We start from the raw sequence: 22,903 nt of genomic DNA, 5'->3' as shown, positions 1-22,903 counted from the left end.
CAGGGACATCAGATGCGGAGGACCCGTCCTGCGACGACCAGGTGCACCTCGTCGCACGCGGCCCCGAACCGTTGGTTGACCGAGCCGAGCAGGTCGCGGAAGACCCGTCCCGACCGGTGCTCCGGCACCACCCCCATCCCGACCTCGTTGGTCACGAGGACCACCGTGCCACCCAGCGCCGACACCGCCCGGTCGACGGCCGCGTCGACGTGTGCGATGAGGTCCGGCACCGACGCGTCCCACATCCCTGCGTCGTCGACAAGCCGGGTCAGCCAGGTGCCGAGACAGTCGACGAGCACCGCGTCGCCAGTCGTCAGCGCCTGCGTCAGGTCGCCCGTCTCGACCGTCGTCCAGTGCGCCGGCCGGCGGGCCCGGTGAGCGGCGACCCGCTCCTGCCAGTCCGCGTCGTCGCGGACCGGGCCCGGCGCGACGTACCGGACCGCGGCCTCTGCGTCGAGCAGCGACTCGGCGTGCCGCGACTTGCCGGACCGCACCCCGCCCGTGACCAGGACCCTCATCGATGAACGCTCCCCTCGGACTCGTGCTCGGCTACGCCGCCGACCGGCTGCTGGGCGATCCCGCGCGCTTCCACCCGGTGGCGGGCTTCGGGCGCGCGGCCGCGGCGCTCGAGCGAGTCACGTACGCCGACCGGCGCGGGCACGGCGTGGTCCACGTGGCCGTGCTGGTGGGTGCCGCCGCGGCCCTCGGCCGCTCCGGCGTCCCGGTCGCGCTGGCCACCTGGGCCGTGCTCGGCGGTCGCTCGCTCGATCGCGAGGCCGCGGCGGTGGAGGAGCTGCTCCGGTCGGGCGACCTGGGCGCCGCGCGGATCCGGCTGACCCACCTGGTCGGCCGTGACACGACCACGCTCGACGAGGGCGAGATCGCCCGCGCGGTGATCGAGTCGCTGGCCGAGAACACCTCGGACGCAGTGGTCGCGCCCCTCGTCTGGGGGGCGCTGGCCGGCGCGCCGGGGCTGCTCACCTACCGGGCCGCGAACACGCTGGACGCGATGGTCGGGCACCGCAACGCTCGCTACGAGCGGTTCGGCTGGGCGGCGGCACGCCTCGACGACCTGCTCAACCTGCCGGGCTCGCGGCTCACCGCCGGCCTGGCGGTCGCGCTCGGCGACGACCGTGCGGGCGCCGTGCGTGCCTGGCGTCGCGATGCCGGCGGCCACCCCAGCCCCAACGCGGGACCGGTCGAGGCGGCGTTCGCCGGCGCGCTCGGGATCCGGCTCGGCGGCGTCAACGTGTACGGCGACCGGGTCGAGGACCGTCAGGTGCTCGGCGACGGCAGGGCCCCGACTCAGCACGACATCACCCGGGCCCGCTTGCTGGCGCGGCGGGTCGGACTCGGCGCGCTGGCTGTCGTCGTACCCATCGCGCTGCTGCGTCGACGTCGCTGACCGACTCGACGCCCTCCGGAGGCGCGGGTCGCCGTACGACGACGACGGGGACGCCGAGCGTCGCGGCCGCGTCGAGCTTGGGCCGGGTGTGGCTGCCGCCGGAGTCCTTGGTGACGAGCACGTCCGTGCGGTGCCGCCGCATCAGCGCCAGCTCGCCGCCGACCGTGTAGGGCCCCCGGTCGCGGAGCAGCTCCCAGGCCGGCGGCAGCTCGATCGCGGGCGCGTCCACCACTCGCGCCAGCACGGCCCGGTCTCGCATCGGGCCCACGAAGGCGTCGAGTCGCTGGCGACCGATGGTGAGGAAGGGCCGTTCCCCCAGACTCGCTGCCGTGTCGGCCGCCTCCTCGTGGTCGTCGACCCACGTCCAGGGACCGTCCCAGCCCGGGCGGGCCAGCCGGAGCAACGGCACCCGCACGCTCGACGCGTGCCGCGAGATCTGCGCGGCGTAGGGGTGCGTCGCGTCGACGACCGCGTCGAAGTCCTCGGCGTACGCCGCCAGCGCGACCGCGCCGCCGAACCCGCCGATCCGCACCTCACCGACCGGCAGCCGCGGGTCGGCGACCCGCCCGGCCAGCGACGACACGACGTCGAACCCGTCGCGGACCAGCTCGGCCGCCAGGGCGCGGGCCTCCGCCGTGCCGCCCAGCACGAGCACCCTCATCGCCGGTCGCCCGGAGGCAGCACCCGCAGCCCGGCGGGGGCGCCGGCGGTCGCCAGCTCGAGCAGTGCGTCGACGTCGAGGTGGTGCTCGACCAGGTCGCCGAGCAGGTCGAGCCGGCGCTCCCGAGCGGCGCCGAAGCTGACCCCGGACGGCGTCCACACGTGCCCGGTCAGCCGCGCCACCTCGGCCAGGAACGCGCCCCGGAAGGCGTCGCTCTCCAGGCAGCCGTGCCACATGGTGCCGAAGACGTGACCGCTGCGGGCGCCGCCCAGGAACTGCTCGCCCGTGCCGACGACGACCCGGCCGTGGTGGATCTCGTAGCCGTCGACGGGCGCGCCGAGCGCCGTGCCCCGGGGCAGCCGCAGCACCTTCTCCGCTGCGAAGACGGTGTTGACGTCGAGCAGCCCGAGCCCGGTGTCGGACGCCCCCGCCGGGCCCTCGACACCGTCCGGGTCGTGCACACCGCGGCCGAGCATCTGGAAGCCGCCGCAGATGCCGAGCACCGGCCGGCCGGCCGCCGCGTGGTCGAGCACCGCGCGGTCGAGGTCGCGCGAGCGCAGCCACGCCAGGTCGGCGAGCGTCGCCCGCGACCCCGGCAGCACGATCAGGTCTGCGTCCGCCAGGGAGCGGCCGTCCGACGCGTAGACGACGTCGACCCCCGGCTCCAGGCCGAGCGCGTCGATGTCGGTGAAGTTGCTGATCCGTGGCGAGCGCACCACGACCACGCGCAGCGGCGCCGGCCCGTCGACGACGCGCCGGTCGCCGACGTCCAGGGTGTCCTCGCTGTCGAGCCACACGTCGGAGCTGAACGGCAGCACGCCGTACACCCGCCGACCGGTGAGCTGCTCGAGCTCGCTCAACCCCGGCCCGAGCAGCGACTCGTCGCCACGGAAGCGGTTGACCACGAAGCCCGCCACGAGCCGCTGGTCCTCCGGCGACAGCAGGGCGACGCTGCCGAAGAGCGACGCGAAGACCCCACCCCGGTCGATGTCGCCGACCAGCACCGTCGCCAGGCCACCGTGCTGGGCGAGGCCCATGTTGACGTAGTCGCTCGCCCGCAGGTTGATCTCGGTCGGGCTGCCGGCACCCTCGGCGACGATCACGTCGAAGCGCGAGGCGAGGTCGTCGAAGGCGTCGTACGCCGCGGCCGCGAGGTGCCGCCGCCCGTCGACGAAGTCACGGGAGGAGACCTCGCCCGCCGGCCGGCCGAGCACGACGACGTGGCTGCGCTGGTCGCTGCCGGGCTTGAGCAGCACCGGGTTCATCGCGACCTCGGGCTCGACCTTCGCCGCGAGCGCCTGCACCCACTGGGCGCGGCCGATCTCGCCGGTCCCCGTCGGTGCGGTGACGACCATCGAGTTGTTGGACATGTTCTGCGACTTGAACGGCGCGACCTTCACCCCCCGCCGCACGAACGCACGGCAGAGCCCCGAGGTGACGATGCTCTTGCCGGCGTCGGAGGTGGTCCCGGCGACCAGGAGGCCGGTCACGCTCCACCGAGCTTCCACTCGGCGAGCACCCGGCAGTCGTGGTTGGCGTAGCGGTGCAGCACGAGCCGGTCGGCGCGGCAGCGGGCGGGCACGGCGTCTCCGAGCGCGGTGCGCACCGACTGCTCGTCGATCCCGTCCGCCCGTTGGTCGAGGGTCAGGTGCGGCGTCGGCTCCGGGTAGGCGCCGCCGTACGGAGGGCACTGCGGGAACGCCGCAACCAGCCGCCGGGTCAGCTCGCGGAAAGGGTCGTCGGGATCGGGCAGCAGGGACAGGATCCCGTGCGCCAGCTCCCCGATCCGCTCCAGCGTGAAGTCGAAGGCCGGTGTAGCCGCAGCGATCTCGCCCACCAACGCCCGATCCGGACTGCTCGGGTCGTCGAGGAACGGCCCCAGGGCCGAGATGTGGGCGTGCACGAAGGTCGGGTCCGCGGAGACGAACGACGCGTCGTAGTGCCGAGTCCGCCCGAGCACGAACGGCTCCAGCTCCGGCACCGGGACGACCAGGACGGTGTGCGCCATCACGCCTCGCGACGGATCAGGAAGATGTCCATCACCCAGCCCGCGGCCGCGCGCACCCGCTCACGGGCGGCGTCGATCTCGGGCAGCACGTCGCCGACCCGGCCGGCCACCAGCTCCTCCGAGGCCGTGCCGAGGTTGGCGCCCCACCAGATCGACCACTCACTGAGGTCCGTCTGGGGCCCCTCGAGCTCGATCACCCGGTTGAGCATCACGACGACGTTGTCCTGCCCCTGGTCGAGCGCCTCGCGCAGCCGTCGACCGCTGGTGACGTGCAGCGCGTGGCCGACCTCGTGCAGCACGATCCGGTGCTTGGCCGCGAGCAGCTGGATGCTGGAGATCCCGGGGATCACGTCGAGCTCGAGGTCGAGGCGGCCGCGCTCCTGCAGCGACTGCAGGATCCGGATCGTCGAGTCGTAGAACGCCGGGTCCCCCCACACCAGGAAGCCCGCGACGCCCTCCCGGGAGAGCAGCGCCTCCTCGTACGCCGTCTGCCGCTCCTCGTGCCAGCGCGCCACGGCCGCGTCGTACTCCTCCTGCGTGGCGGTGCGGTCCGGGCGGCGCTCGCGCTCGGGGTCGTCGACGCGCACGATCACGGGCGGCGCCCCGAGGTGCCGGTCCAGCAGCCGCTCCCGGGCGTTGACCAGCGGGTCGGGCATCCCGCCGCGACCGGACTTGTCGGTGACGACGAAGTAGTCGACCTCCCGCAGCGCCTGCACCGCCTCGAGCGTCACCTGGTCGGGGTCGCCCGGCCCCACGCCGATGATGCGGACCCGCCTGGCCGGAGTGGTCATGCTCGGTCCTCCAGGTCGCCCTCGAGGTCCAGGTACACCTGCTGCATGGCAGCCACCGTGGCCGGGTCGGGCGACTCCCACAACCCACGGTCCTTCGCCTCGTGCAGCCGCTCGACGATGCCGCGCAGCGCCCACGGGTTCGACTTGGTCATGAACTCGCGGTTGGTCTCGTCGAGCACGTACTCCTGCGCGAGCGACTCGTACATCCAGTCGTGCACGACGCCCGCCGTGGCGTCGAAGCCGAAGAGGTAGTCCACGGTCGCCGCGAGCTCGAACGCGCCCTTGTAGCCGTGCCGCTGCATCGCGGAGATCCAGCGCGGGTTGACGACCCGGGCCCGGAAGACGCGGTTGGTCTCCTCCTGCAGGCTCCGGGTGCGTACGGCGTCGGGGCTGGTCGAGTCGCCGACGTAGGCCTGCGGGGCGGTGCCGGTCAGCGCGCGGACCGTGGCGACCATGCCGCCGTGGTACTGGAAGTAGTCGTCGCTGTCGGCGATGTCGTGCTCGCGGGTGTCGACGTTCTTCGCCGCCACCTTGATCCGCCGGTAGTTGGCCCGCATGTCGTCGGCCGCCGGCGCCCCGTCGAGGTCGCGGCCGTAGGCGAACCCGCCCCAGGCCGTGTAGACCTCGGCCAGGTCGGCGTCGTCGCGCCAGCTCCCGGACTCGATCGCCTGCAGGATGCCCGCGCCGTACGAGCCGGGCTTGCTGCCGAAGATCCGGGTCGTCGCCCGCCGCTCGTCGCCGTGCTCGGCGAGGTCGGCCCGGGTGTGCGCGCGCACGAAGTTGGCGTCGTCGGGCTCGTCGAGGCCGGCCACCAGCCGCACGGCGTCGTCGAGCATGGCGACCACGTGGGGGAACGCATCGCGGAAGAAGCCCGAGATCCGCACGGTGACGTCGATGCGCGGCCGGCCGAGCTCCGCGAGCGGCACCACGGCCAGGTCGCTCACCCGTCGCGACGCCTCGTCCCACTCGGGACGGACGCCGAGCAGCGCCAGCACCTCGGCCACGTCGTCGCCGGAGGTGCGCATCGCCGACGTGCCCCAGATCGAGAGGCCGACGGAGGTCGGGTACTCGCCCGTGTCGTCGAGGTGCCGCTGCAGCAGCGAGTCGGCCATCGCGACCCCGGTCTGCCAGGCGAGCCGGCTCGGGACCGCGCGCGGGTCGACCGTGTAGAAGTTGCGGCCCGTCGGCAGCACGTTGACCAGCCCGCGCAGCGGCGAGCCCGACGGGCCGGCCGGCACGAAGCCGCCGTCGAGCGCGTGCAGCAGGGCGTCCAGCTCGTCCGTCGTACGCCGCAGCCGCGGCACCACCTGCTCGGCGGCGAACTCCAGGACCCGCTGCACCTCCGGGTCGTCGTGCAACCCGGCGGCAGCGGCGGGATCCCAGTCCGCGTCCTCCATCCGCTGCACCAGCCCGCGGGCCTGCTCCTCGATCGTGTCCACGGCCGAGGTGGACTCGGCGCCCTCCTTGAGGCCGAGTGCCATCCGCAGGCCGGGCACCGCGTGGGCGGCTCCACCCCAGACCTGCGCCGCCCGCAGGATCGCGAGCACCAGGTTCACGCGGGCCTCGCCCTGCGGCGCCTGCCCGAGGACGTGCAGCCCGTCGCGGATCTGGGCGTCCTTGATCTCGCAGAGCCAGCCGTCGACGTGCAGGATGAAGTCGTCGAACTCCTCGTCGTCGGGCCGTTCGTCCAGGCCCAGGTCGCGGTGCATCTCGGCCGCGTGCATCAGCTGCCAGATCTCACCTCGGACGGCGGGCAGCTTGGCGGGGTCCATCGCGGCGATGTTGGCGTGCTCGTCGAGGAGCTGCTCGAGGCGGGCGATGTCGCCGTACGACTCGGCACGCGCCATCGGCGGCACCAGGTGGTCGATGATCGTGGCGTGCGCACGCCGCTTGGCCTGTGCGCCCTCGCCGGGGTCGTTGACCAGGAAGGGGTAGATCAGCGGCAGGTTGCCGATCGCGGCGTCGGTGGCGCACGCGGCCGAGAGCGCGGCGTTCTTGCCGGGCAGCCACTCCATCGATCCGTGCTTGCCGAGGTGCACGACGGCGTGCGCTCCGAACCCGTGCTGGAGCCAGCGGTACGCCGCGAGGTAGTGGTGGGAGGGCGCGAGGTCCGGGTCGTGGTAGATCGCCACCGGGTTCTCCCCGAAGCCGCGAGGCGGCTGGATCAGCAGCACCACGTTGCCGGCCTGGATGGTGGCGAGCACGATCTCGCCGGCGTCGTTCACGAAGAGTCGCCCGGGCGACTCGCCCCAGGCCTCGACCATCTCGTCCCTCAGCGCGCGCGGGACGTCGGCCGTCCAGGCGTCGTAGTCGGCCTTGGTGATCCGCACGTGCGCGTCGGTGAGCTGGGCGTTGGTCAGCCACTCCTCGTCCTGGCCGCCGGCCGCGATCAGAGCGTGGATCAGGGCGTCGCCCGCCTCCGTCTCGTCGTCGAGGTCGAGGGCCGGGATGTGGCCGACGTCGTACCCCTCCTGGCGCATCCGGCGGAGCAGCCGCACCGTGCTGACCGGGGTGTCGAGGCCGACGGCGTTGCCGACGCGCGAGTGCTTGGTCGGGTACGCCGAGAGCATCAGCGCGACCCGCTTCTCGGCGTTCGGGATGTGCCGCAGTCGCGCGTGGTTGACCGCGATGCCGGCCACCCGGGCGCACCGCTCGGGGTCCGCGACGTAGCGCGGCAGCCCGTCGGCGTCGACCTCCTTGAACGAGAACGGCGCGGTGATGATCCGGCCGTCGAACTCCGGGATCGCGATCTGGGTCGCCGAGTCGAGCGGCGTCACGCCGTCGTCCGAGGCGTCCCACTCATCGCGGCTGCTGGTCAGGCAGAGTCCCTGCAGGACGGGGATGTCGAGGGCGCGCAGCCGCTCCACGTCCCAGGCCTCGTCGTCTCCCCCGGCGCTCGCGCCCGCCGGAGTGCTGCCACCGGCGGCGAGCACGGTCACCACCAGCGCGTCGAGCGTGCCGAGGGCGTCGTACAGCTCGTCGGGCGCGGAGCGCAGGCTGCCGGCGAACACCGGTACACCCACGGCCTGCCCGGTCGCGTCGATCGCGTCGACCAGGGCGTGCGCGAAGGCGTCGTTGCCGCTGATCTCGTGGGCGCGGTAGTAGAGCACCCCGACGCGCGGCAGCGCGCTCTCGGTGGTTGAGGAAGGACGAAGTCCTGTCTCGAAACCACCCATGCCCCACTGCGGCACCACGACCGGCGGCTCGAAGCCCTCACCCGTGAGCAGCACCGTGTCGGAGAGGAACGCGTGCAGCTGGGCGAGGTTGTCCGGCCCGCCCTCGGCCAGGTAGCGGTGCGCCTCCGCGGCGATCCCGATCGGGACGCTCGACATCTCCATCAGCTCGGCACTGGGCTGCTGCTCACCGCCCAGCACGACCATCGGCATCCCCGTGTCCCGGATCCGTGCGAAGCCGGAGCACAGGTCGTGCGGCGAGCCCAGGATGCGGCCGACGACGAGGTCGGCGCCCTCGATCACCTCGGCCATCGACTGGTGCCCCGGGCGCCCCGGGTTCGCGAAGACGTAGTCCGCGCCCGAGGCCCTCGCGGAGAGCAGGTCGGTGTCGGACGTCGAAAGCAGCGCGATGCGCATGGATCCTCCTCGGGGTTCTCGCCCGTCGTTGGTCGGAGGTCTCGTGGCCAGTGTCTGGCTTCGGCCGGTCGCTGGGTCAGCGAACGGCCTCACAGTGGCGGAACCGCCCCGGAGTCGCACCGGGTTCCTGTTCCACGAGACGTGGTGGCCTCAGCCTAGGGCAGACCAGGCGGCCCAGAGCTCGGCGTACCGGCCGCCGGCCGCGACCAGCTCGTCGTGGGTGCCCCGCTCGACCACCCGTCCCGCATCCATGACGACCACCTCGTCGGCCGTCGCGGCCTGGGTGAGGCGGTGCGCGATCGTCACCGCGGTGCGGCCGGTCGTGACCGCCAGCGCCGCCTGCTCGAGCACCCGGGCACCGGCCGACCCCGCCTCGGCGGTCGCCTCGTCGAGCACGACGACGAGCGGATCGGCGAGCAGCACCCGGGCCAGCGCGACCTGCTGCGCCAGGGCCGGCGTCAGCGTGACGGCGCCGTCGCCGACCGGGGTCCCCAGCCCGTCCGGCAGCGCCTGCACGGACGCCCAGGCGCCCACGGCCGTCAGCGCCGACTTCAGGTCGGCGTCCGACGCGTCGGGGGCGGCGAGCGTCAGGTTGTCGCGCAGGGTGCCCGCGAAGACGTGCACCTCCTGGCTGACGATCGCGACCGCGGGCCGCCCGGCACCGTCGACCCGCGCCAGCGGGACGGAGCCCAACGACACGGTGCCCCGGGTCGGCCGCAGGCGCCCCGCGATCGCCGCGCCGAGTGTCGTCTTGCCCGCACCCGACGCGCCGACGACGGCGACCCGTCGCCCGGGCGCCACCTCCAGCGACACCTCGTCGACGGCCGGTCGGCCCTCGACGTACTCGTGGTGCAGCCCGTGTACGACGAGGCGAGCGTCCTCGGGGCGCTGCGGGTCGTGCACGGGGACCGGCGCCGGCAGCTGCGCGAGGCCGACCAGCCGGACCAGCGAGGCGCCGACCGACTGCGCCTCGTCGAAGAGGCCGATCAGCGCACCGATCGGGTTGAAGAGCCGGTGGAAGAGCAGCGCCGCCGCCGTGACCGCACCGACCGTCAGGGCGTCGTCGCGGACGAGGAACCAGCCGGTGGTGAGGATCAGCAGCAGCCCGACGAGCTCGGCGCGGTTGTTGCGCGCGTAGAAGCGGGTGAGCATCCGGTAGACGTCGATGGAGATCTGCGCCGAGCGCCACGACGCCTCGGTGGTGACCTCCTGGTGCCGGTCGGCGAGCCCGAAGCCGCGCAGCGTCCGGCTGGCGTGCACGCCGGTGAGCAGCGCCTCGGCCCGCGCTCCGTTGGCCTCCCGCTCGCGGCGGTAGTAGGGGCCGGAGCGCGGGAGGTACCAGCGCAGCCCGAGCACGTAGAACGGGACGGCGCCGAGCCCGGCGAGGCCGAGTCGCCAGTCGAGCGCGAAGAGGCCGGCCGAGGTGAACACGACCGCGATCGCGGAGGTGACCAGGATCGGGACGACCTCGGTGAACGACTCGGTGACCAGCCGTACGTCGTCGCCGATCCGGGAGAGCAGGTCGCCCGAGCCGGAGGCCTCGATCTCGCTCGCCTCGAGACCGAGCGCCCGCTCGACGACGGTCTCGCGCAGCTCGGCCAGGGCCGGCTCGGCCGTGCGGGCCATCAGCGCGATCGACAGGGCGGTCGCGAGCCCGCCGACGACGGCAGCGCCGAGGATCCAGGCGGCGGCCCGCACGACGTCGCTGCTCTCACCGCCGGTGTCGACCACGTCGACGATCCGGCCGAGCTGCCAGGGCCCGACCAGTCCGGCCAGGCCGGCGACCACGAACGCCAGCGAGCAGAGCAGCAGGGGCCGGGGGTGGGAGCGGACCAGGCGCCAGGAGAACGCGGCGGCCTCGCGCGGCGTGGAGACGGGCCGCAGGCTCATCGCAGCACCGCCGTCCGGTAGGCCTCGTCGCGGGCGAGCTCGACGTGGCTGCCGACCGCGACCACCCGTCCGGACACCAGGTGCACGACCCGGTCGGCGCGGGCGAGCAGCGCGGGGCTGCTGGTCAGCACCAGGGTCGCCCCGTCGGCCCGCCGTACGCCGTCGAGGCGCTCGGCGATCCGCTCCTCGGTGACGGCATCGACGGCGGTCGTCGGGTCGTGGAGCACCAGCACCGGCGGGTCGGCGGCCAGCGCCCGCGCCAGACCGAGCCGCTGCCGCTGGCCGCCGGAGAGCGTCGTGCCGTTGACCGTCACCGGCTCGTCGGGCAGGTCCTCGGCGGCCGAGGCCGCGAGCACCGCCGCGAACCGGTCGTCGCGCACGACCTCTCCGGGGTCGACGTTGGAGCGCAGGCTGCCCTCGAACAGGTCGACGTGGTGCTCCCCCACCACCAGCAGCCGGCGGAGCTCCTCGATCCGCAGCTGCGTCAGGGGTACGCCGGCGAGCCGGACCTCCCCCGAGGCCGGCGGCGACTCGGCGCGGAGCAGGTCCATCAGCGCGGCCGCGTCGGCCGGCTCCTCGGCCACGACGGCGACCAGCTCGCCGGCCGGGACGTCGACGGACACGTCGCTCAGGGACCCGTGGGTGACGGCGTCGAGCACGAGGCCGCCTGCCCCGGGCACCGCCGACCGCTCGCCCACGTGCACCAGCGGAGCCGCGCCGAGCACCTCGACGATCCGGCGGGCCGAGGCCCGTGAGCGAGCGATCGCGGCGACCAGGTAGGCCACCATCCCCATCGGCTCGGCGACGAACTGCGCGAGCCCGACGACCGCCACGAGCTCGCCGATCGACAGGTCGCCGGACAGCGCCCGCTGCCCGGCCAGCAGCGCGACGGCCGCGAGGAACGCGATCCCGAGGCCGTCGGTCACGCCGTACAGCAGCCCCTCCCAGCGGGCCGCAGAGATGCTGGCGCCCATGGCGTCGCGGCTCTGTGCGCGATAGCGCCGGTGCGCGACCCGCTCGGCGCCGATCCCCTTGAGCGGACGCAGCCCGCGGACCAGGTCGGTGGCGAGGCCGTTGGCCCGCCCGACCGCCTCCTGGCGGACGTGGGCGCGATGGGCGAGCCGCGGCGCGAGGACCTGGGTCGTCAGCAGCACCAGCGGCACGCCGACGAGGACGACCGTCGCGACCAGTAGGTCGATCGTCGCGAGCACGACCGCGCTCACCACCAGGCCGACCAGCCCCACGACCGTGAAGGTCAGGTGCCGGAGCACGGTCGCCACGGCCTCGGCGTCACCGGTGGCGATCGACAGGACGTCGCCGGGCAGCCGTTCGGTGCGGGCTCCTCTCGGCGAGAGCACGAGCGCGGACACCTCGGTGCGCAGCGCGTGGCTCTCCTCCTGGAGCGCGCGGAACCCGACCCGCGAGCCCAGCCGGTACGCCGTGCTCAGCACGGCGAAGTGCACGCAGAGCACGACGCCCCACAGCACCATCTGCTCGGCGTCGCTGGTCGCCACGGCCCGGTCGATGACCACGCCGATCAGGACCGGCACGGCGGCCTCGCACACCTGCCAGACCATGAGCAGCGCGACCGCACCCGCGAGCCGCCTACGCTGGCGGGAGATGGTGCGGCGTACGAGCCCACCGGGGGTCGCCGGCGTGACGGGCATGCGGCCTGCTTTCGTAGTAAGGGAAACCTTACTTTAGGACGTCGACGAGAGGACCCAACGCGTGGCCAGCTGGCATGGACAGGTCGAGAGCACGGAGCGGCTGACACCCACCCTCGTGCGAGTGGTGCTGGGCGGTGAGGGGCTCGCCGGCTTCACGGTGCCCGAGGCGACCGACACCTACGTGAACGTCGCGATCCCGCCCGCGGGTGCGCCGTACGGCGGGGTCTTCTCCCCCGCCGAGGTCCGCGAGTCGCACCCCCAGGAGACCTGGCCGGCCCGCCGCCGCTACACGGTCCGCGACTGGGACGCCGCGGCCGGCCTGCTGACGCTCGACTTCGTCGTGCACGGCGACCAGGGTGCCGCGGGACCGTGGGCCGCGAGCGCCCGCCCCGGCGACGTGCTGGTGTTCGAGGGACCGGGCAGCGGCTACCTGCCCGACCCGTCGGCGGACTGGCACCTGCTGGTCGGCGACGAGTCCGCCCTTCCTGCCATCGCGGCCTCGCTCGCGACCATCCCGGCCGGCGCCCGCGCGGTCGTGCGGCTCGTCTGCGACGGGCCCGACCACGAGGTCGCCCTGAGCTGCCCCGGCGACCTCGACCTGGTGTGGCTGCACCGCACCGGCACCGTCGAGGACGTCGACCTGCTGGCCGACGCGGTCGCCGACGTGGACTTCCCCGAGGGCCGCGTGCACGCGTTCGTGCACGGCGAGGCCGACGAGATCCGCGCGATCCGCAAGCACCTGATCAGCGACCGCGGGGTCCCGCGCGCCGACATGTCCTGCTCGCCGTACTGGCGCCGCACGATGACCGACGAGGCCTGGCGCGCGGTCAAGCGCGACTACGTCGCCGCGATGGACGCCGACGTGGCCTGAACCCTCGTCGAGCGGAACGGCCCCCGGGAGAGTCTCCCTGGGGGCCGTTCCTCGTCTGTCGCCGACTACGACGTCACTGGTCGTAGCGGATGACGCCGCGGATGTTCTTGCCGTCGCGCATGTCCTGGTAGCCCTGGTTGATCTCGTCGAGCGAGTACTCCTGGGTGACCATCTCGTCCAGCTTGAGCTTGCCGTCCATGTAGAGGTCGAGCAGGCGCGGGATGTCGTAGCGCGGGTTGGCGTTGCCGAAGATGCAGCCGACCAGCTCCTTGCGCATCATCGACATCTCGAAGAGGTTCAGCTTCACGTCGTCGGCCATCATGTTGGCGACCGAGGTGACGACGCCGCGACCGGCCTTCTTGACCAGGCTCATCATCGGCGCGATCAGGTCGCCGGTGGCGAGGCCGACCGCGAGGATCGCCTTGTCGGCCATCGCGCCCTGCGTGATCTCGTTGATCAGCGGCTGCGCGTCGGCCATCGACGGGGCGGTGTGGGTGGCGCCGAGGGTCAGCGCCTTCTCCCGCTTCCAGTCGACCGGGTCGATCGCGATGACGTGGCGGGCACCGGCCATCGCCGCGCCCTGCACCGCGCTCATGCCGATGCCGCCGAGGCCCATGACGGCCACGGTCTCGCCGGACTGCACGTCCGCGGCGTACGTCGAGGAGCCCCAACCGGTGGTCACGCCGCAGCCGACGAGCGCGGCCTTCTCGAGCGGCACGTCCTTGCGGATCTTCACCGCGCTGTCGACGTTGACGACCGTGTACGGCGAGAACGTGCCGAGCCCGACCATGATGCCGAGGTCGCGACCGTCCTTGGCGTGGTGGCGGTAGGAGAAGTCGGAGAGCTGCATGCCGCTGAGCAGGAACGCGCCCAGGTCGCAGAGGTGCTGGTGGCCCGTCGAGCACGACGGGCACTTGCCGCAGGACGGGATGAAGCTGAAGACGACGTGGTCACCGACCTCGAAGCCGACCGTGTCCGGACCGACCTCCTGGACGACGCCGGCGCCCTCGTGGCCGCCGATCACCGGGAACTGCTTGAGGCCGAAGGCCTCCGCGAGCTCCGGGTCGAGGACCATGTCACCGGTGACCATGTGCTCGTCCGAGTGGCACAGGCCCGAGGCGGCGAGCTTGACGAGGATCTCACCCCGCTTGGGCGGGTCGAGCTCGATGTCCTCGACACTCCAGTCGGTGTGCGGCTCCCACAAGATGGCGGCGCGGGTCTTCATGCTGGCTCCTCGGGGCTGTGACGTGCGGATGGGCGCGCGAAGTAGAACAGGTTCTTGTCCCCGAAGGTAGCCCCTCGTGTGGCGGCTGTCACGCGAATCAGGCGCGCAGGTGGGCCACGAATCCCGGGTTCGTCAGCGCCCACGGGCCGCGGGCCGCGCGGACGGCCCCGATCGCCGCGTCCGGTGTGCTCCCGAGCCGCACCAGGGCGCTCGCGACGACCAGGCCCGAGCGGTTGAGGCCTCCCGAGCAACGCACCAGGACCCGTCGCCCGTCGCCTACGGCGTCGGCGACCCGCCCCGCGACCTCGTCGACCCGGGCGCCGGTCGCCGGGTCGATGGCCGCGTCCGCGAGCCGCAGCACCACGTGCTCGACCCCTTCGCTCGGGCCGTAGCCCGGACGGGTCGCCAGGCTCACGACCAGGTCGAACTCGTCACCGACGACGCACGCCGAGCCGGACTGCGAGAGCACGTCGTGGCCGCCCTGGAAGAGCCCGGGAACCACCTCGTTCCACGGGTCGGCGCACAGCGGCATCGACGTGGCGCGGCCGGTCCCCCGGCACGCGGCGCAGTCCGGCATCGACGCCGGCTCGGCGTAGCAGGCGTGGCACAGCACGCCCGCAACCTACCCGCCGGCCGCCATCGTCGAGGCTCGTCCGGCGACGCTCAGGCGGCGAAGCTGATCTTGCTCTCGACCGCGGCCAGGATCTCCGGGGTGATGTCGGTGATGCCGTGCGCGCCCGCGGCGTGCGCGGCGACCTGGCCGAGCATCGCACCCCGGTCGGGGTTCTCGAATCGGGCGGCGCAGCCCGGCATCACGTCTCCACAGGCGAGCTTGAACATCGTTGTCCTCCACATTCGGGGTCGGGTCAGCGGCGTGGGATCCGCACCCAGAGCACGGCGCCGTCCTCGTCCTGATCGGCACCCAGCGTCCCGCCATGAGCAACAACGAGGGCGCGCGCGAGGTAGAGCCCGATCGTCACGCCGGTGCCGTCGTCGTTGAGGTCGAAGGGCTCGAACAGCGCCTTCAGCACCTCGAGGTCGATCGGGTCGGCGTCACGCACCACGCGCAGCTCGAGCCAGGGCCCGATCTCGGCGACCTCGAGGCGCAGGGAGCGGGGTGCGGGGATCGACCGGCCGGCCAGCCACAGGTCGCGCAGCACGCGGCGGAAGTGGTCGGGGTCGACCGTGACCCCCACGTCGCCGCCCAGCCCCGCGATCTCGCCGAGTCCCTCGAGCCCTGCCGCAAGCTCGTCGATGGTGACGTACGTCGGCTCGAGCCGGGTCAGGCCGAGCGACGACGCGGCCAGCAGCTCGACGTCGATGATCCGGTCCGCGAGCCGCGCCAGCGCATCGGCGAGCTTCGTCAGCGAGCTGGCGACCATCGTCGGCGGGAGCTCGTCCTCCTGGAGCATCGCGACCCACCCGCGGGCGACCGTCAACGGCGTACGCAGCTCGTGGGCGAAGGCCGCCAGGAACCGGTCGCGCTGGTTGGCGGCCTCCGGGTCCGGCGTGTTCGTCACCTGCGCCGCTCCGGCCTCGACGAACGCCGCCACCCACCGGTGCACCAGGACGGGGTCGACCGCCCAGCGTGCCGCGACCTCCCCGGTGCTGCGTCCGGCGAGCACCTCGAGCACCGCCTGCACCCGGGGGTCCTGCTCGTCGGTCCGGCCGCCCTCGAGCACCTCGGGACGCCACGCTGCTCCTTCCGACATGGCTTCCCGATCGGTCGGACGGCCGGTGACCTGACTATTCCTCTGCGCACTACCGGATTCTGAGGACGACCTGCCCCTCCCGCCGGTGGATCCTCGGGGGATCGACCGGAGGGGGCGGGCATGCCAGCACGACCGCGCGTCGGGGCGCGCCGCCCCCGCCTCGTCGCTCTCGGCCTGCTGCTGGTCGCCGCCCTCGTCGTGGCGGCGCTGGGAACGGCGGAGGCGGCCACCGCGCCGACGCTCGCGAACGTCCGTGTGTCGACCCTCGGCACGACCAGCGTGACGATCGCGTGGGACACCGACGTCGCCTCGGACACCCAGGTCGCCTACGGCGTCACGGCGGCGTACGGGTCGCAGTCCACCCTCGTCACGACGAAGGTCACCGCGCACTCCGCCACCCTCACCGGGCTGAGCGCGAACCGGACCTACCACTTCCAGGTCCGGAGCCGCGACGCCGCCGGAGACCTGACGGCGTCGACCGACCGGACGTTCACGACCAAGCTCGGCGCGGCCGCGGCTGGGGGCTCGACGGACTCCGACGACTCCAACAACATCAACGCCACGCGATTCACGTCGGTCGAGGGCGGCCGCGTCGTCTCGCTCGCCGTGAACGTCGGAGCCGTCGATCCGTCGCTCGCCCAGCGCAGCTTCGAGCTCGCGATCTACGCGGCCAACGGCAACGCCCCGGGTGCGCTGATCGCACGCAGCGCTCGGGGCAGCCTGGTGGCGAACTCGTGGAACTCCGTGGCGATCGACGCCACCCTGGCTCCCAGCACCGCCTACTACTTCGCCTACAACACCAACGGTGCGAGCGCTGCTGTCAACAACCTCCGCTACGCGAGCGGCGGCAGCAGCGGGTGGCGCACCAACGGCCAGGCCTTCGGCACCTGGCCGGCGACCTTCGGCTCCTTCACCAGCCAGGCGACCACCTTCTCCTTCCAGGCGACCTTCGCCAGCGACGTGACGCCGCCGGTCGTCACGCTCACCCAGCCCGCCGACGGCGCCACCGCGACCGGGGTCGTCGACCTGGCCGCCACCGCGACCGACGACTCCGGGATCGCCTGGGTGCAGTTCAAGGTCGGCGGTGTCGACCTCGGGCCGGCGGACACGACGCCGCCGTTCACCGCGAGCTGGGACACCCGTCCGCTCCTCGACGGGCCGCGGACCATCACAGCCGTCGCCACCGACACCGCGGGGCTCTCCACCACGAGCTCCGGCGTCGCGGTCGCCGTCCACAACCCCGCCCGGGTCCGGCTCACCGCCCCGGCTCCCGGCGAGGCGGTCGCAGGGACCGACGTGACGGTCCGCTACGCGAAGGCCGGGGACTGGAAGCCGGACGACGGCCAGCACGTCCACCTCTCGCTGGACGGCGGCCCGACGAAGATGGACTTCGACGTCGACGGCGACCAGTCCTACACCTTCCCCGGCGTGCCGGGCGGCCCGCACACCGTCACCGCCGTGGTGGCGAACGCCAGCCACGTCGAGCAGCCGGACAGCGGCGGCAGCGTCAGCTTCACCAGCACGGCGGCGGACACGGTGGCCCCGACCGTCGCGCTCACGGCACCGGCGCCGGGCGCGACGGTCGGCAACACCGTGACCGTCTCCGCCAACGCCTCCGACGACGTCGGGGTCGTGGGAGTGCAGTTCCTCCTCGACGGCGCGCCCCTCGGCAGCGAGGACACGACGGCGCCGTACGCCGTCAGCTGGGACACGCTCACCGCCACCAACGGCGCCCACACGCTGCGGGCCCGAGCTCGCGACACCGTCAACCAGACGACCTCCAGCGCCGTCGACGTGACGGTGACCAACAGCGACCCGCGCGCAGTCGTCGGCGAGTGGAGCCCGCTGACGAGCTGGCCGCTCGTGTCCGTGCACGCCACACTCATGAAGACCGGCGAGATCCTGATGTGGGACGCCTGGGAGCTGCCCACCGCACAGGCCAAGGTGTGGAACCCGACGACCAACACCTTCACCGACGTCCCGGTCGGCGCGGGCGTGTTCTGCTCCGGGCAGGCGACCGACGCCAACGGCAACGTGATCGTCGTCGGCGGCCACGACGGCCAGGGCCACGGGATCAAGGACGTCTACTCGTTCAACCCGGACACCCGGGCGTGGACCAAGAAGCCCGACATGACCTACAGCCGGTGGTACCCGAGCCTGACCCAGATGCCCGACGGGAAGATGCTCATCCTCAGCGGCGCGAGCAACATCTCCACGTCCTGGGTCAACACCCCGGAGGTCTACAACCCGGCGACCAGCACGGTCGGCACACTGCCGATCAGCACCCCGGAGATGCACGAGGAGCAGTACCCGCAGACCAACGTCCTGCCCGACGGCAAGATCCTGGCGATCTCGGCCGAGCACGGCAGCGTGATGACCTTCGACCCCGCGACGAACGCGTGGACCCGGCTCGGGACCACGCAGGTCCCGTTCGGTGCCTGGACGTCGTTCGCTCCCGGCAAGTACCTCGTCACCGGCGGCGCGGCGACGCTCGACTCCTACAACCCGAACAACCCAGTGCCCTCGACGCGGGCCGCGAAGGTGCTCGACATGACCAGCGGCTCACCGGTGTGGAGCGACGCGGGCCAGATGGCCGTCGCGCGGTCGTTCCACAACCTCACGATGCTGCCGACCGGGGAGGCCATGGCGATCGGCGGCTCGACCGTCGTCAACGACTACTCGAGCACCGGCACGAAGACGGCCGAGATCTGGAGCCCCGCCACCAACACCTGGCGGTCGGTCGCCAGCCCCGCCGCGGTGCGGATGTACCACTCGATCTCGATGCTGCTCCCCGACGGCCGTGTCCTGTCGTCCGGCGGCGGTCGCCTGGCCCCTGCGCCCGACCAGCTCAACATGCAGATGTACTCCCCCGGCTATCTCTTCAAGGGGCCACGGCCGACGATCTCCAGCCTGCCGGGGCAGATCGAGTACGGCGCCACGATGGACCTCGTGACGCCGCAGGCCGCCGACATCGCGAAGGTCAGCCTGGTGAGCCTGGCCTCGGTCACCCACACCGCCGACTGGAACCAGCACTTCCTCGACCTGCCCTTCCAGCGCACGGGCGGGACCCTCACGGTGTCGACACCGGCCAGCGCCAACCTCGCGCCGCCGAACTACTACATGGTCTTCGCGGTCGACTCGAACGGCGTGCCGTCGATGGCGCGCATCGTCAAGCTCGGCGCCGGAGCGGCCCCGGGCGACACGACCCCGCCGACCGTGAGCGTGACCGCCCCGGCGTCGGGTGCGACGCTGACCGGCTCGGCCACCCTGACCGCGACCGCGGCCGACAACGTCGGGGTCGCCGGCGTCCGCTTCCAGGTGGACGGCGCGGACGTCGGCAGCGAGGACACCACGAGCCCCTACTCGCTGACCTGGGCGTCGACGACGGTGGGCAACGGCGCGCACACCGTCACGGCGATCGCCCGTGACACCGCCGGCAACACCACGACCTCGACGGCAGTGCCGGTGACCGTCTCGAACTCCGCCCCGAGCACCCTCGTCGCGGCGTACGGGCTCAACGAGGGCACGGGCACGACGTTCGCCGACGCCTCGGGCTCCGGCAACGGCGGGTCGGTCTTCCAGGCGACGTGGACGGCCGGCAAGTACGGCACCGCGCTGTCCTTCGACGGCACGAACGACTACGCCTCGGTCCCCGACGCACCGAGTCTGGACCTGAGCAGCCCGATGACCCTCGAGGCGTGGGTTCGCCCGACCGCCTCGTCCGGATGGCGCACCATCCTGATGAAGGAGACGCCGAACGACCTCGCGTACTCCCTGTACGCCACCTCGGGCACCAACCGACCGTCCGCATGGATCGGCGGCGGCTCCTCGATCGGCACGGCCGCCTTGCCGCTGAACACCTGGTCGCACGTCGCCTCGACGTACGACGGCTCGCGCCTGCGGCTCTACGTCAACGGGACCCTGGTCACCAACGCCGCGTACGCCGGCGCCGTACCGACCTCCGCGAGCCCGCTGAAGCTCGGCGGCAACGCCGTCTGGGGCGAGTTCTTCGCCGGCCAGCTGGACGAGGTCCGGATCTTCAGCGCGGCCCGCACCCAGGCCCAGATCCAGGCCGACATGAACGGGCCGATCTGACGTGCGTGCCGTCCTCGCCCTCGTCCTCGCGTGCCTGGTCGCGCTCGTCGGCGGCCCCGCGCGGGCCCACACGGGGTCCTACGACATGAAGTACGTCGACGGCTCGAACCTGATCCTGCTCACCTTCAACACCCACCAGCCCACCTCGGGGCTCGACATCGTGCACGACATCAGGCTCTACGACCTCGTCGGTGCCCCGATCCCCTACGACGAGGTCCGGGTCGAGGTGCACACCCGCAAGAACACCGACAAGCTGGCCGTGGGCGGCGACTCCCTCATCGAGGAGGACACGCTGCCGATGCTCGCGACCAACGAGTCGAAGCTGACCTACGCGTACCCGATCTCCGGCTCCTACACGTTGTCCACGGAGTTCCTCGCGGGCGGGCGACCGATCTCCCGGGGCGAGTTCGCCATCGAGATCACTCCGGGCGCTGCCGAGAGCTCCTCCGGATACGGGCCTCTCCCCCTCGTCGCCGCGTTCGCAGGCGGTGCGGCCGTCGCCCTCGTCGTGACGGCACTCGTACGCCGTCGCCGGAGCCGCGAGGTCGGCGACGTCGAGGACTCCCCCGACCCGGACGACGCCGTGGTCCCGGAGGAGCAGGAGCACGCGTTCGCCGCCGGGCGCGGCAACTGGCCCTGACGGCGCGGCGGTCGGGCGGGCCTCTGCCTCGCTACGACGTCGCGTGCGTGCGTCGACGCGTGGCGAGCCGGGCGACGGCACGCCAACCCAGCATCGTCACCGCGAGGAAGAGCGCGGCCACGACCAGGAAGCCGGGCGCCAGTCCGCGGCCGGAGAGTGCACGCAGGAGCATGCCGAGCCCGTAGGTCACGGCGACGACCGTCGCGCCCTCGGGCCAGACACGCTGCGTCGTCCGGTCGCGCCGCGCGAGCAGCAGGTGGGCCAGCACGGCGGCCAGGGCGAACGGCCAGGCAATGGTGAGCAGGATCCAGTCGGACTCACCGGGCTCGTGCGAGCTCTTGCCGCCCAGGGCGAGGGCGAGCACGCAGACGAGATCGGCGAGGAGCGGCCAGAGCCGTCGAAGGGTCACGCGTCCGCGTCCTCGTCGACGATGTCGCGACCGTCGGCGGTCACCGGGTGCTCGTCGATCGCCTCGACGGCCTCGGTGATCTCGGGCTCGGCGGCGGGACGCTTGTCGAGGTGGACGCCCGCGATCATGCAGCGCACGGAGCCGCCGGCCAGCTCGATGGTCGGGATGTCGACCGAGAGGATCGTGCAGGACCTCTCGATCTCGTCGATCTGGTCCTGGCGCAGGCTGCGGTGGGCCTCGGCCGACATCGCCATGATGTAGCTGCGACGGCCGTCCGGCGTACGACCGCAGAGCTCGACGGCGTTGCCGGCGAAGTGCCGGACCTGGTCCTCGGTGAGCTCGACGACCGTGCGCCCGTTGACCGTGAGCCGCTCGCGGACCTGCTCGCGACGGTGCTTGTCGGGGATCAGGTCGAGCGCGAAGAGCGCGACGTCCGTGCCGACGCAGCCCATCACGTTGGTGTGGTAGACCGGCACGCCGTCGTGGTCGACCGCGTCGAAGGCCATCGGCTCGTAGCCGAAGTCGGTGCAGAACCGCTCCAGCACGTGGGTGTCGGCACGGTGGCTGCGAGCGGCGTACGCGACCCGTGAGACGTGGTCGAGCACCATCGCACCGGTGCCCTCGAGGAAGATGCCGTCCGGCTCCAGGCCGGAGTAGTCGATGATCGTCTGCACGCGGTACTCGGACTTGAGCAGCTCCAGCACGTCGGCACGGCGCTCGTGGCGGCGGTTGGACGCGTACATCGGGTAGACCGCGACGTTGCCTCCGGCGTGGGTGGAGAGCCAGTTGTTGGGGAAGACGCTGTCCGGGCGGGTGTGGTCCTCGTCGGAGAAGACATGCACGCGTACGCCGGCCGCCCGCAGCGCCTCGGCGACCGCGTCCATCTCGGCCAGCGCCTTGGCGGCGGTCTCATCGTCGTCCTGACCCGCCGGCACGTCGTGCTGGAAGGCGTTGTCGGCGGCGGTCGCCGGGTTGGGCTTGAACCGCTCGGCGCGGATCAGGATCACAGCGGAAGGGGCTTGAGCACTCACGGCACCCGAATGTAGGCCCTCACCGGTCGACACTCCGAACCGCCGACAGCGACGTCGGGTCGGGCTGACACACATCTCGTCGAGCGTTGGCTCGAGTCGGCCGGCCGCGCCCATCCGCGGCCCGCGGCGCGGCGCATACTCGGGACGTGCCGAAGTTCGACTCGATCGACGACTACCTCGCGTCTCTGCCCGATGACCAGCGCGCGGTCGTCGAGCAGATCGAACGACGGGTGCTCGCCGTGGCGCCCGATGCGACCCGGGTGATCCGCTACGACATGCCGACCTGGCAGGTCGACGGTTCGTCGCTCGTCCACGCTGCCGCCTGGAAGAAGCACGTCTCGCTCTATCCCGTGCCGGCTGCGGGCGATGCGGACCTCGACCGCGACCTCGCGCCGTATGCCGGGGCGAAGGGCACGCTCAAGTTCTCCTATGCCGAGGTCGACTACGACCTGATCGAGCGCGCCGTACGGCGGCTGGCGAGGACTCGGACCTAAGGGCCCGGGTCGTGATCACGCGGCCAGGCGCCTTCGCCGCTGGGGGGACCGGGAACACGGCGAAGGCGCACCTCCACGGTACGTCGCGCCGTCCCCCGCCCACGTCCCAGAGACCTGTCAGGCCCGGAGATCCGTGGATCTCCGGGCCTGAACTTCGCAGGTCAGAGGCCGAATCTGGCCCTCTGCGTTCGGTCGGGCTGACAGTGTGCTGGTTCAGGACATCCCGGACACATGTCTCAGGTCATCCCGGACTGATGTCTCACGACATGCCGGACGTGGAGTGGGTGTAGATGCACCGGCCGATAGACGTGCGGGATGTCGAAGGCCCGCCTGGTCATCACCGCCGTCACCCTCGAGAACCGCACCGTCGCGGAGGTCGTCGCGACCTACGGCGGGTCGTCGCGACCTACGGCG

General features: G+C 72.7%; 19 protein-coding genes and 1 riboswitch. Of the genes, 5 read left to right on the top strand and 14 right to left on the bottom strand.

The features are described 5' to 3' along the window. Window positions 1-8: 8 nt before the first annotated feature. Window positions 9-518 (bottom strand): bifunctional adenosylcobinamide kinase/adenosylcobinamide-phosphate guanylyltransferase, encoded by a 510-nt coding sequence (cobU, locus tag ASC77_RS00090; protein WP_056147250.1) that lies wholly within the window; start codon window positions 516-518, stop codon window positions 9-11. A 2-nt stretch (window positions 519-520) separates the two neighbouring features. Here cobU and ASC77_RS00085 point away from each other — a divergent pair, with 2 nt between their 5' ends. Further along, window positions 521-1,405 (top strand): cobalamin biosynthesis protein, encoded by an 885-nt coding sequence (locus tag ASC77_RS00085; protein WP_056147248.1) that lies wholly within the window; start codon window positions 521-523, stop codon window positions 1,403-1,405. Here ASC77_RS00085 and ASC77_RS00080 read toward each other — a convergent pair. From ASC77_RS00080 to ASC77_RS00050, 7 genes are all read right to left on the bottom strand, one after another. After that, complete coding sequence (locus ASC77_RS00080) at window positions 1,317-2,066, bottom strand: cobalt-precorrin-6A reductase (RefSeq protein WP_056147246.1); 750 nt, start codon at window positions 2,064-2,066, stop codon at window positions 1,317-1,319. The two genes, ASC77_RS00085 and ASC77_RS00080, sit on opposite strands and share 89 nt — an antisense overlap. Then, window positions 2,063-3,556, bottom strand: a complete 1,494-nt coding sequence (locus tag ASC77_RS00075; RefSeq protein WP_082574359.1) for a cobyric acid synthase — start codon at window positions 3,554-3,556, stop codon at window positions 2,063-2,065. The genes ASC77_RS00080 and ASC77_RS00075 overlap by 4 nt, the downstream gene beginning before the upstream one ends. After that, window positions 3,553-4,074 (bottom strand): 2'-5' RNA ligase family protein, encoded by a 522-nt coding sequence (locus ASC77_RS00070; protein ID WP_056147242.1) that lies wholly within the window; start codon window positions 4,072-4,074, stop codon window positions 3,553-3,555. Before ASC77_RS00070 ends, ASC77_RS00075 begins: the two co-directional genes overlap by 4 nt. Then, window positions 4,074-4,865, bottom strand: coding sequence for a precorrin-6A synthase (deacetylating) (cobF, locus tag ASC77_RS00065; RefSeq protein WP_056147241.1), 792 nt, complete (start codon window positions 4,863-4,865; stop codon window positions 4,074-4,076). Before cobF ends, ASC77_RS00070 begins: the two co-directional genes overlap by 1 nt. Beyond that, on the bottom strand, window positions 4,862-8,455 hold the full coding sequence (gene cobN, locus ASC77_RS00060; protein WP_056147238.1) for a cobaltochelatase subunit CobN: 3,594 nt from the start codon (window positions 8,453-8,455) through the stop codon (window positions 4,862-4,864). Before cobN ends, cobF begins: the two co-directional genes overlap by 4 nt. A gap of 27 nt (window positions 8,456-8,482) precedes the next feature. After that, window positions 8,483-8,629, bottom strand: a riboswitch (cobalamin riboswitch). Continuing rightward, window positions 8,606-10,345, bottom strand: coding sequence for an ABC transporter ATP-binding protein (locus ASC77_RS00055; protein ID WP_056147236.1), 1,740 nt, complete (start codon window positions 10,343-10,345; stop codon window positions 8,606-8,608). Its footprint overlaps the riboswitch before it by 24 nt. Next, on the bottom strand, window positions 10,342-12,012 hold the full coding sequence (locus tag ASC77_RS00050) for an ABC transporter transmembrane domain-containing protein (RefSeq protein ID WP_056147233.1): 1,671 nt from the start codon (window positions 12,010-12,012) through the stop codon (window positions 10,342-10,344). Before ASC77_RS00050 ends, ASC77_RS00055 begins: the two co-directional genes overlap by 4 nt. A gap of 61 nt (window positions 12,013-12,073) precedes the next feature. On the opposite strand from ASC77_RS00050, the gene ASC77_RS00045 reads away from it, so the two are divergent. Beyond that, window positions 12,074-12,883: a siderophore-interacting protein gene (locus ASC77_RS00045; protein ID WP_056147230.1), complete on the top strand. Its 810-nt coding sequence runs from the start codon at window positions 12,074-12,076 to the stop codon at window positions 12,881-12,883. 73 nt (window positions 12,884-12,956) lie between these two features. Here the strand turns inward: ASC77_RS00045 and ASC77_RS00040 are convergent, their stop codons facing one another. The 4 genes from ASC77_RS00040 to ASC77_RS00030 form a co-directional block, all read right to left on the bottom strand. Further along, a complete protein-coding gene (locus ASC77_RS00040; protein ID WP_056147227.1) occupies window positions 12,957-14,108 on the bottom strand; it encodes an NDMA-dependent alcohol dehydrogenase in 1,152 nt (383 codons plus the stop codon). 97 nt (window positions 14,109-14,205) lie between these two features. Further along, window positions 14,206-14,721 (bottom strand): dual specificity protein phosphatase family protein, encoded by a 516-nt coding sequence (locus tag ASC77_RS00035; RefSeq protein ID WP_200944857.1) that lies wholly within the window; start codon window positions 14,719-14,721, stop codon window positions 14,206-14,208. Window positions 14,722-14,771: 50 nt separating this feature from the next. Continuing rightward, window positions 14,772-14,948: a DUF1059 domain-containing protein gene (locus tag ASC77_RS25940; protein WP_162249775.1), complete on the bottom strand. Its 177-nt coding sequence runs from the start codon at window positions 14,946-14,948 to the stop codon at window positions 14,772-14,774. Between the two features lie 26 nt (window positions 14,949-14,974). Further along, window positions 14,975-15,820 (bottom strand): sensor histidine kinase, encoded by an 846-nt coding sequence (locus tag ASC77_RS00030; protein WP_082574357.1) that lies wholly within the window; start codon window positions 15,818-15,820, stop codon window positions 14,975-14,977. A gap of 120 nt (window positions 15,821-15,940) precedes the next feature. Between ASC77_RS00030 and ASC77_RS00025 the strand changes: the two genes are divergently transcribed. Together ASC77_RS00025 and ASC77_RS00020 are read left to right on the top strand one after the other, a co-directional pair. Beyond that, on the top strand, window positions 15,941-19,915 hold the full coding sequence (locus ASC77_RS00025) for an Ig-like domain-containing protein (protein WP_056147223.1): 3,975 nt from the start codon (window positions 15,941-15,943) through the stop codon (window positions 19,913-19,915). Between the two features lies 1 nt (window position 19,916). Then, window positions 19,917-20,555 (top strand): hypothetical protein, encoded by a 639-nt coding sequence (locus tag ASC77_RS00020; RefSeq protein ID WP_056147221.1) that lies wholly within the window; start codon window positions 19,917-19,919, stop codon window positions 20,553-20,555. 31 nt (window positions 20,556-20,586) lie between these two features. On the opposite strand, the gene ASC77_RS00015 is transcribed toward ASC77_RS00020, so the two are convergent. Next, window positions 20,587-20,964, bottom strand: coding sequence for a DUF3054 domain-containing protein (locus ASC77_RS00015; RefSeq protein WP_056147218.1), 378 nt, complete (start codon window positions 20,962-20,964; stop codon window positions 20,587-20,589). Further along, window positions 20,961-21,995 carry a citrulline utilization hydrolase CtlX gene (gene ctlX / locus ASC77_RS00010; RefSeq protein ID WP_056147215.1) on the bottom strand — a complete coding sequence of 345 codons (1,035 nt, stop codon included), beginning with the start codon at window positions 21,993-21,995 and terminating at the stop codon, window positions 20,961-20,963. Before ctlX ends, ASC77_RS00015 begins: the two co-directional genes overlap by 4 nt. A gap of 146 nt (window positions 21,996-22,141) precedes the next feature. Here ctlX and ASC77_RS00005 point away from each other — a divergent pair, with 146 nt between their 5' ends. Beyond that, on the top strand, window positions 22,142-22,489 hold the full coding sequence (locus tag ASC77_RS00005; protein ID WP_056147212.1) for an iron chaperone: 348 nt from the start codon (window positions 22,142-22,144) through the stop codon (window positions 22,487-22,489). Window positions 22,490-22,903: the final 414 nt, after the last annotated feature.

Origin of the sequence: Nocardioides sp. Root1257 (assembly GCF_001425175.1) — a bacterium.
Lineage (GTDB): Bacteria > Actinomycetota > Actinomycetes > Propionibacteriales > Nocardioidaceae > Nocardioides.
This window is presented reverse-complemented; position numbering and strand designations above follow the sequence as displayed.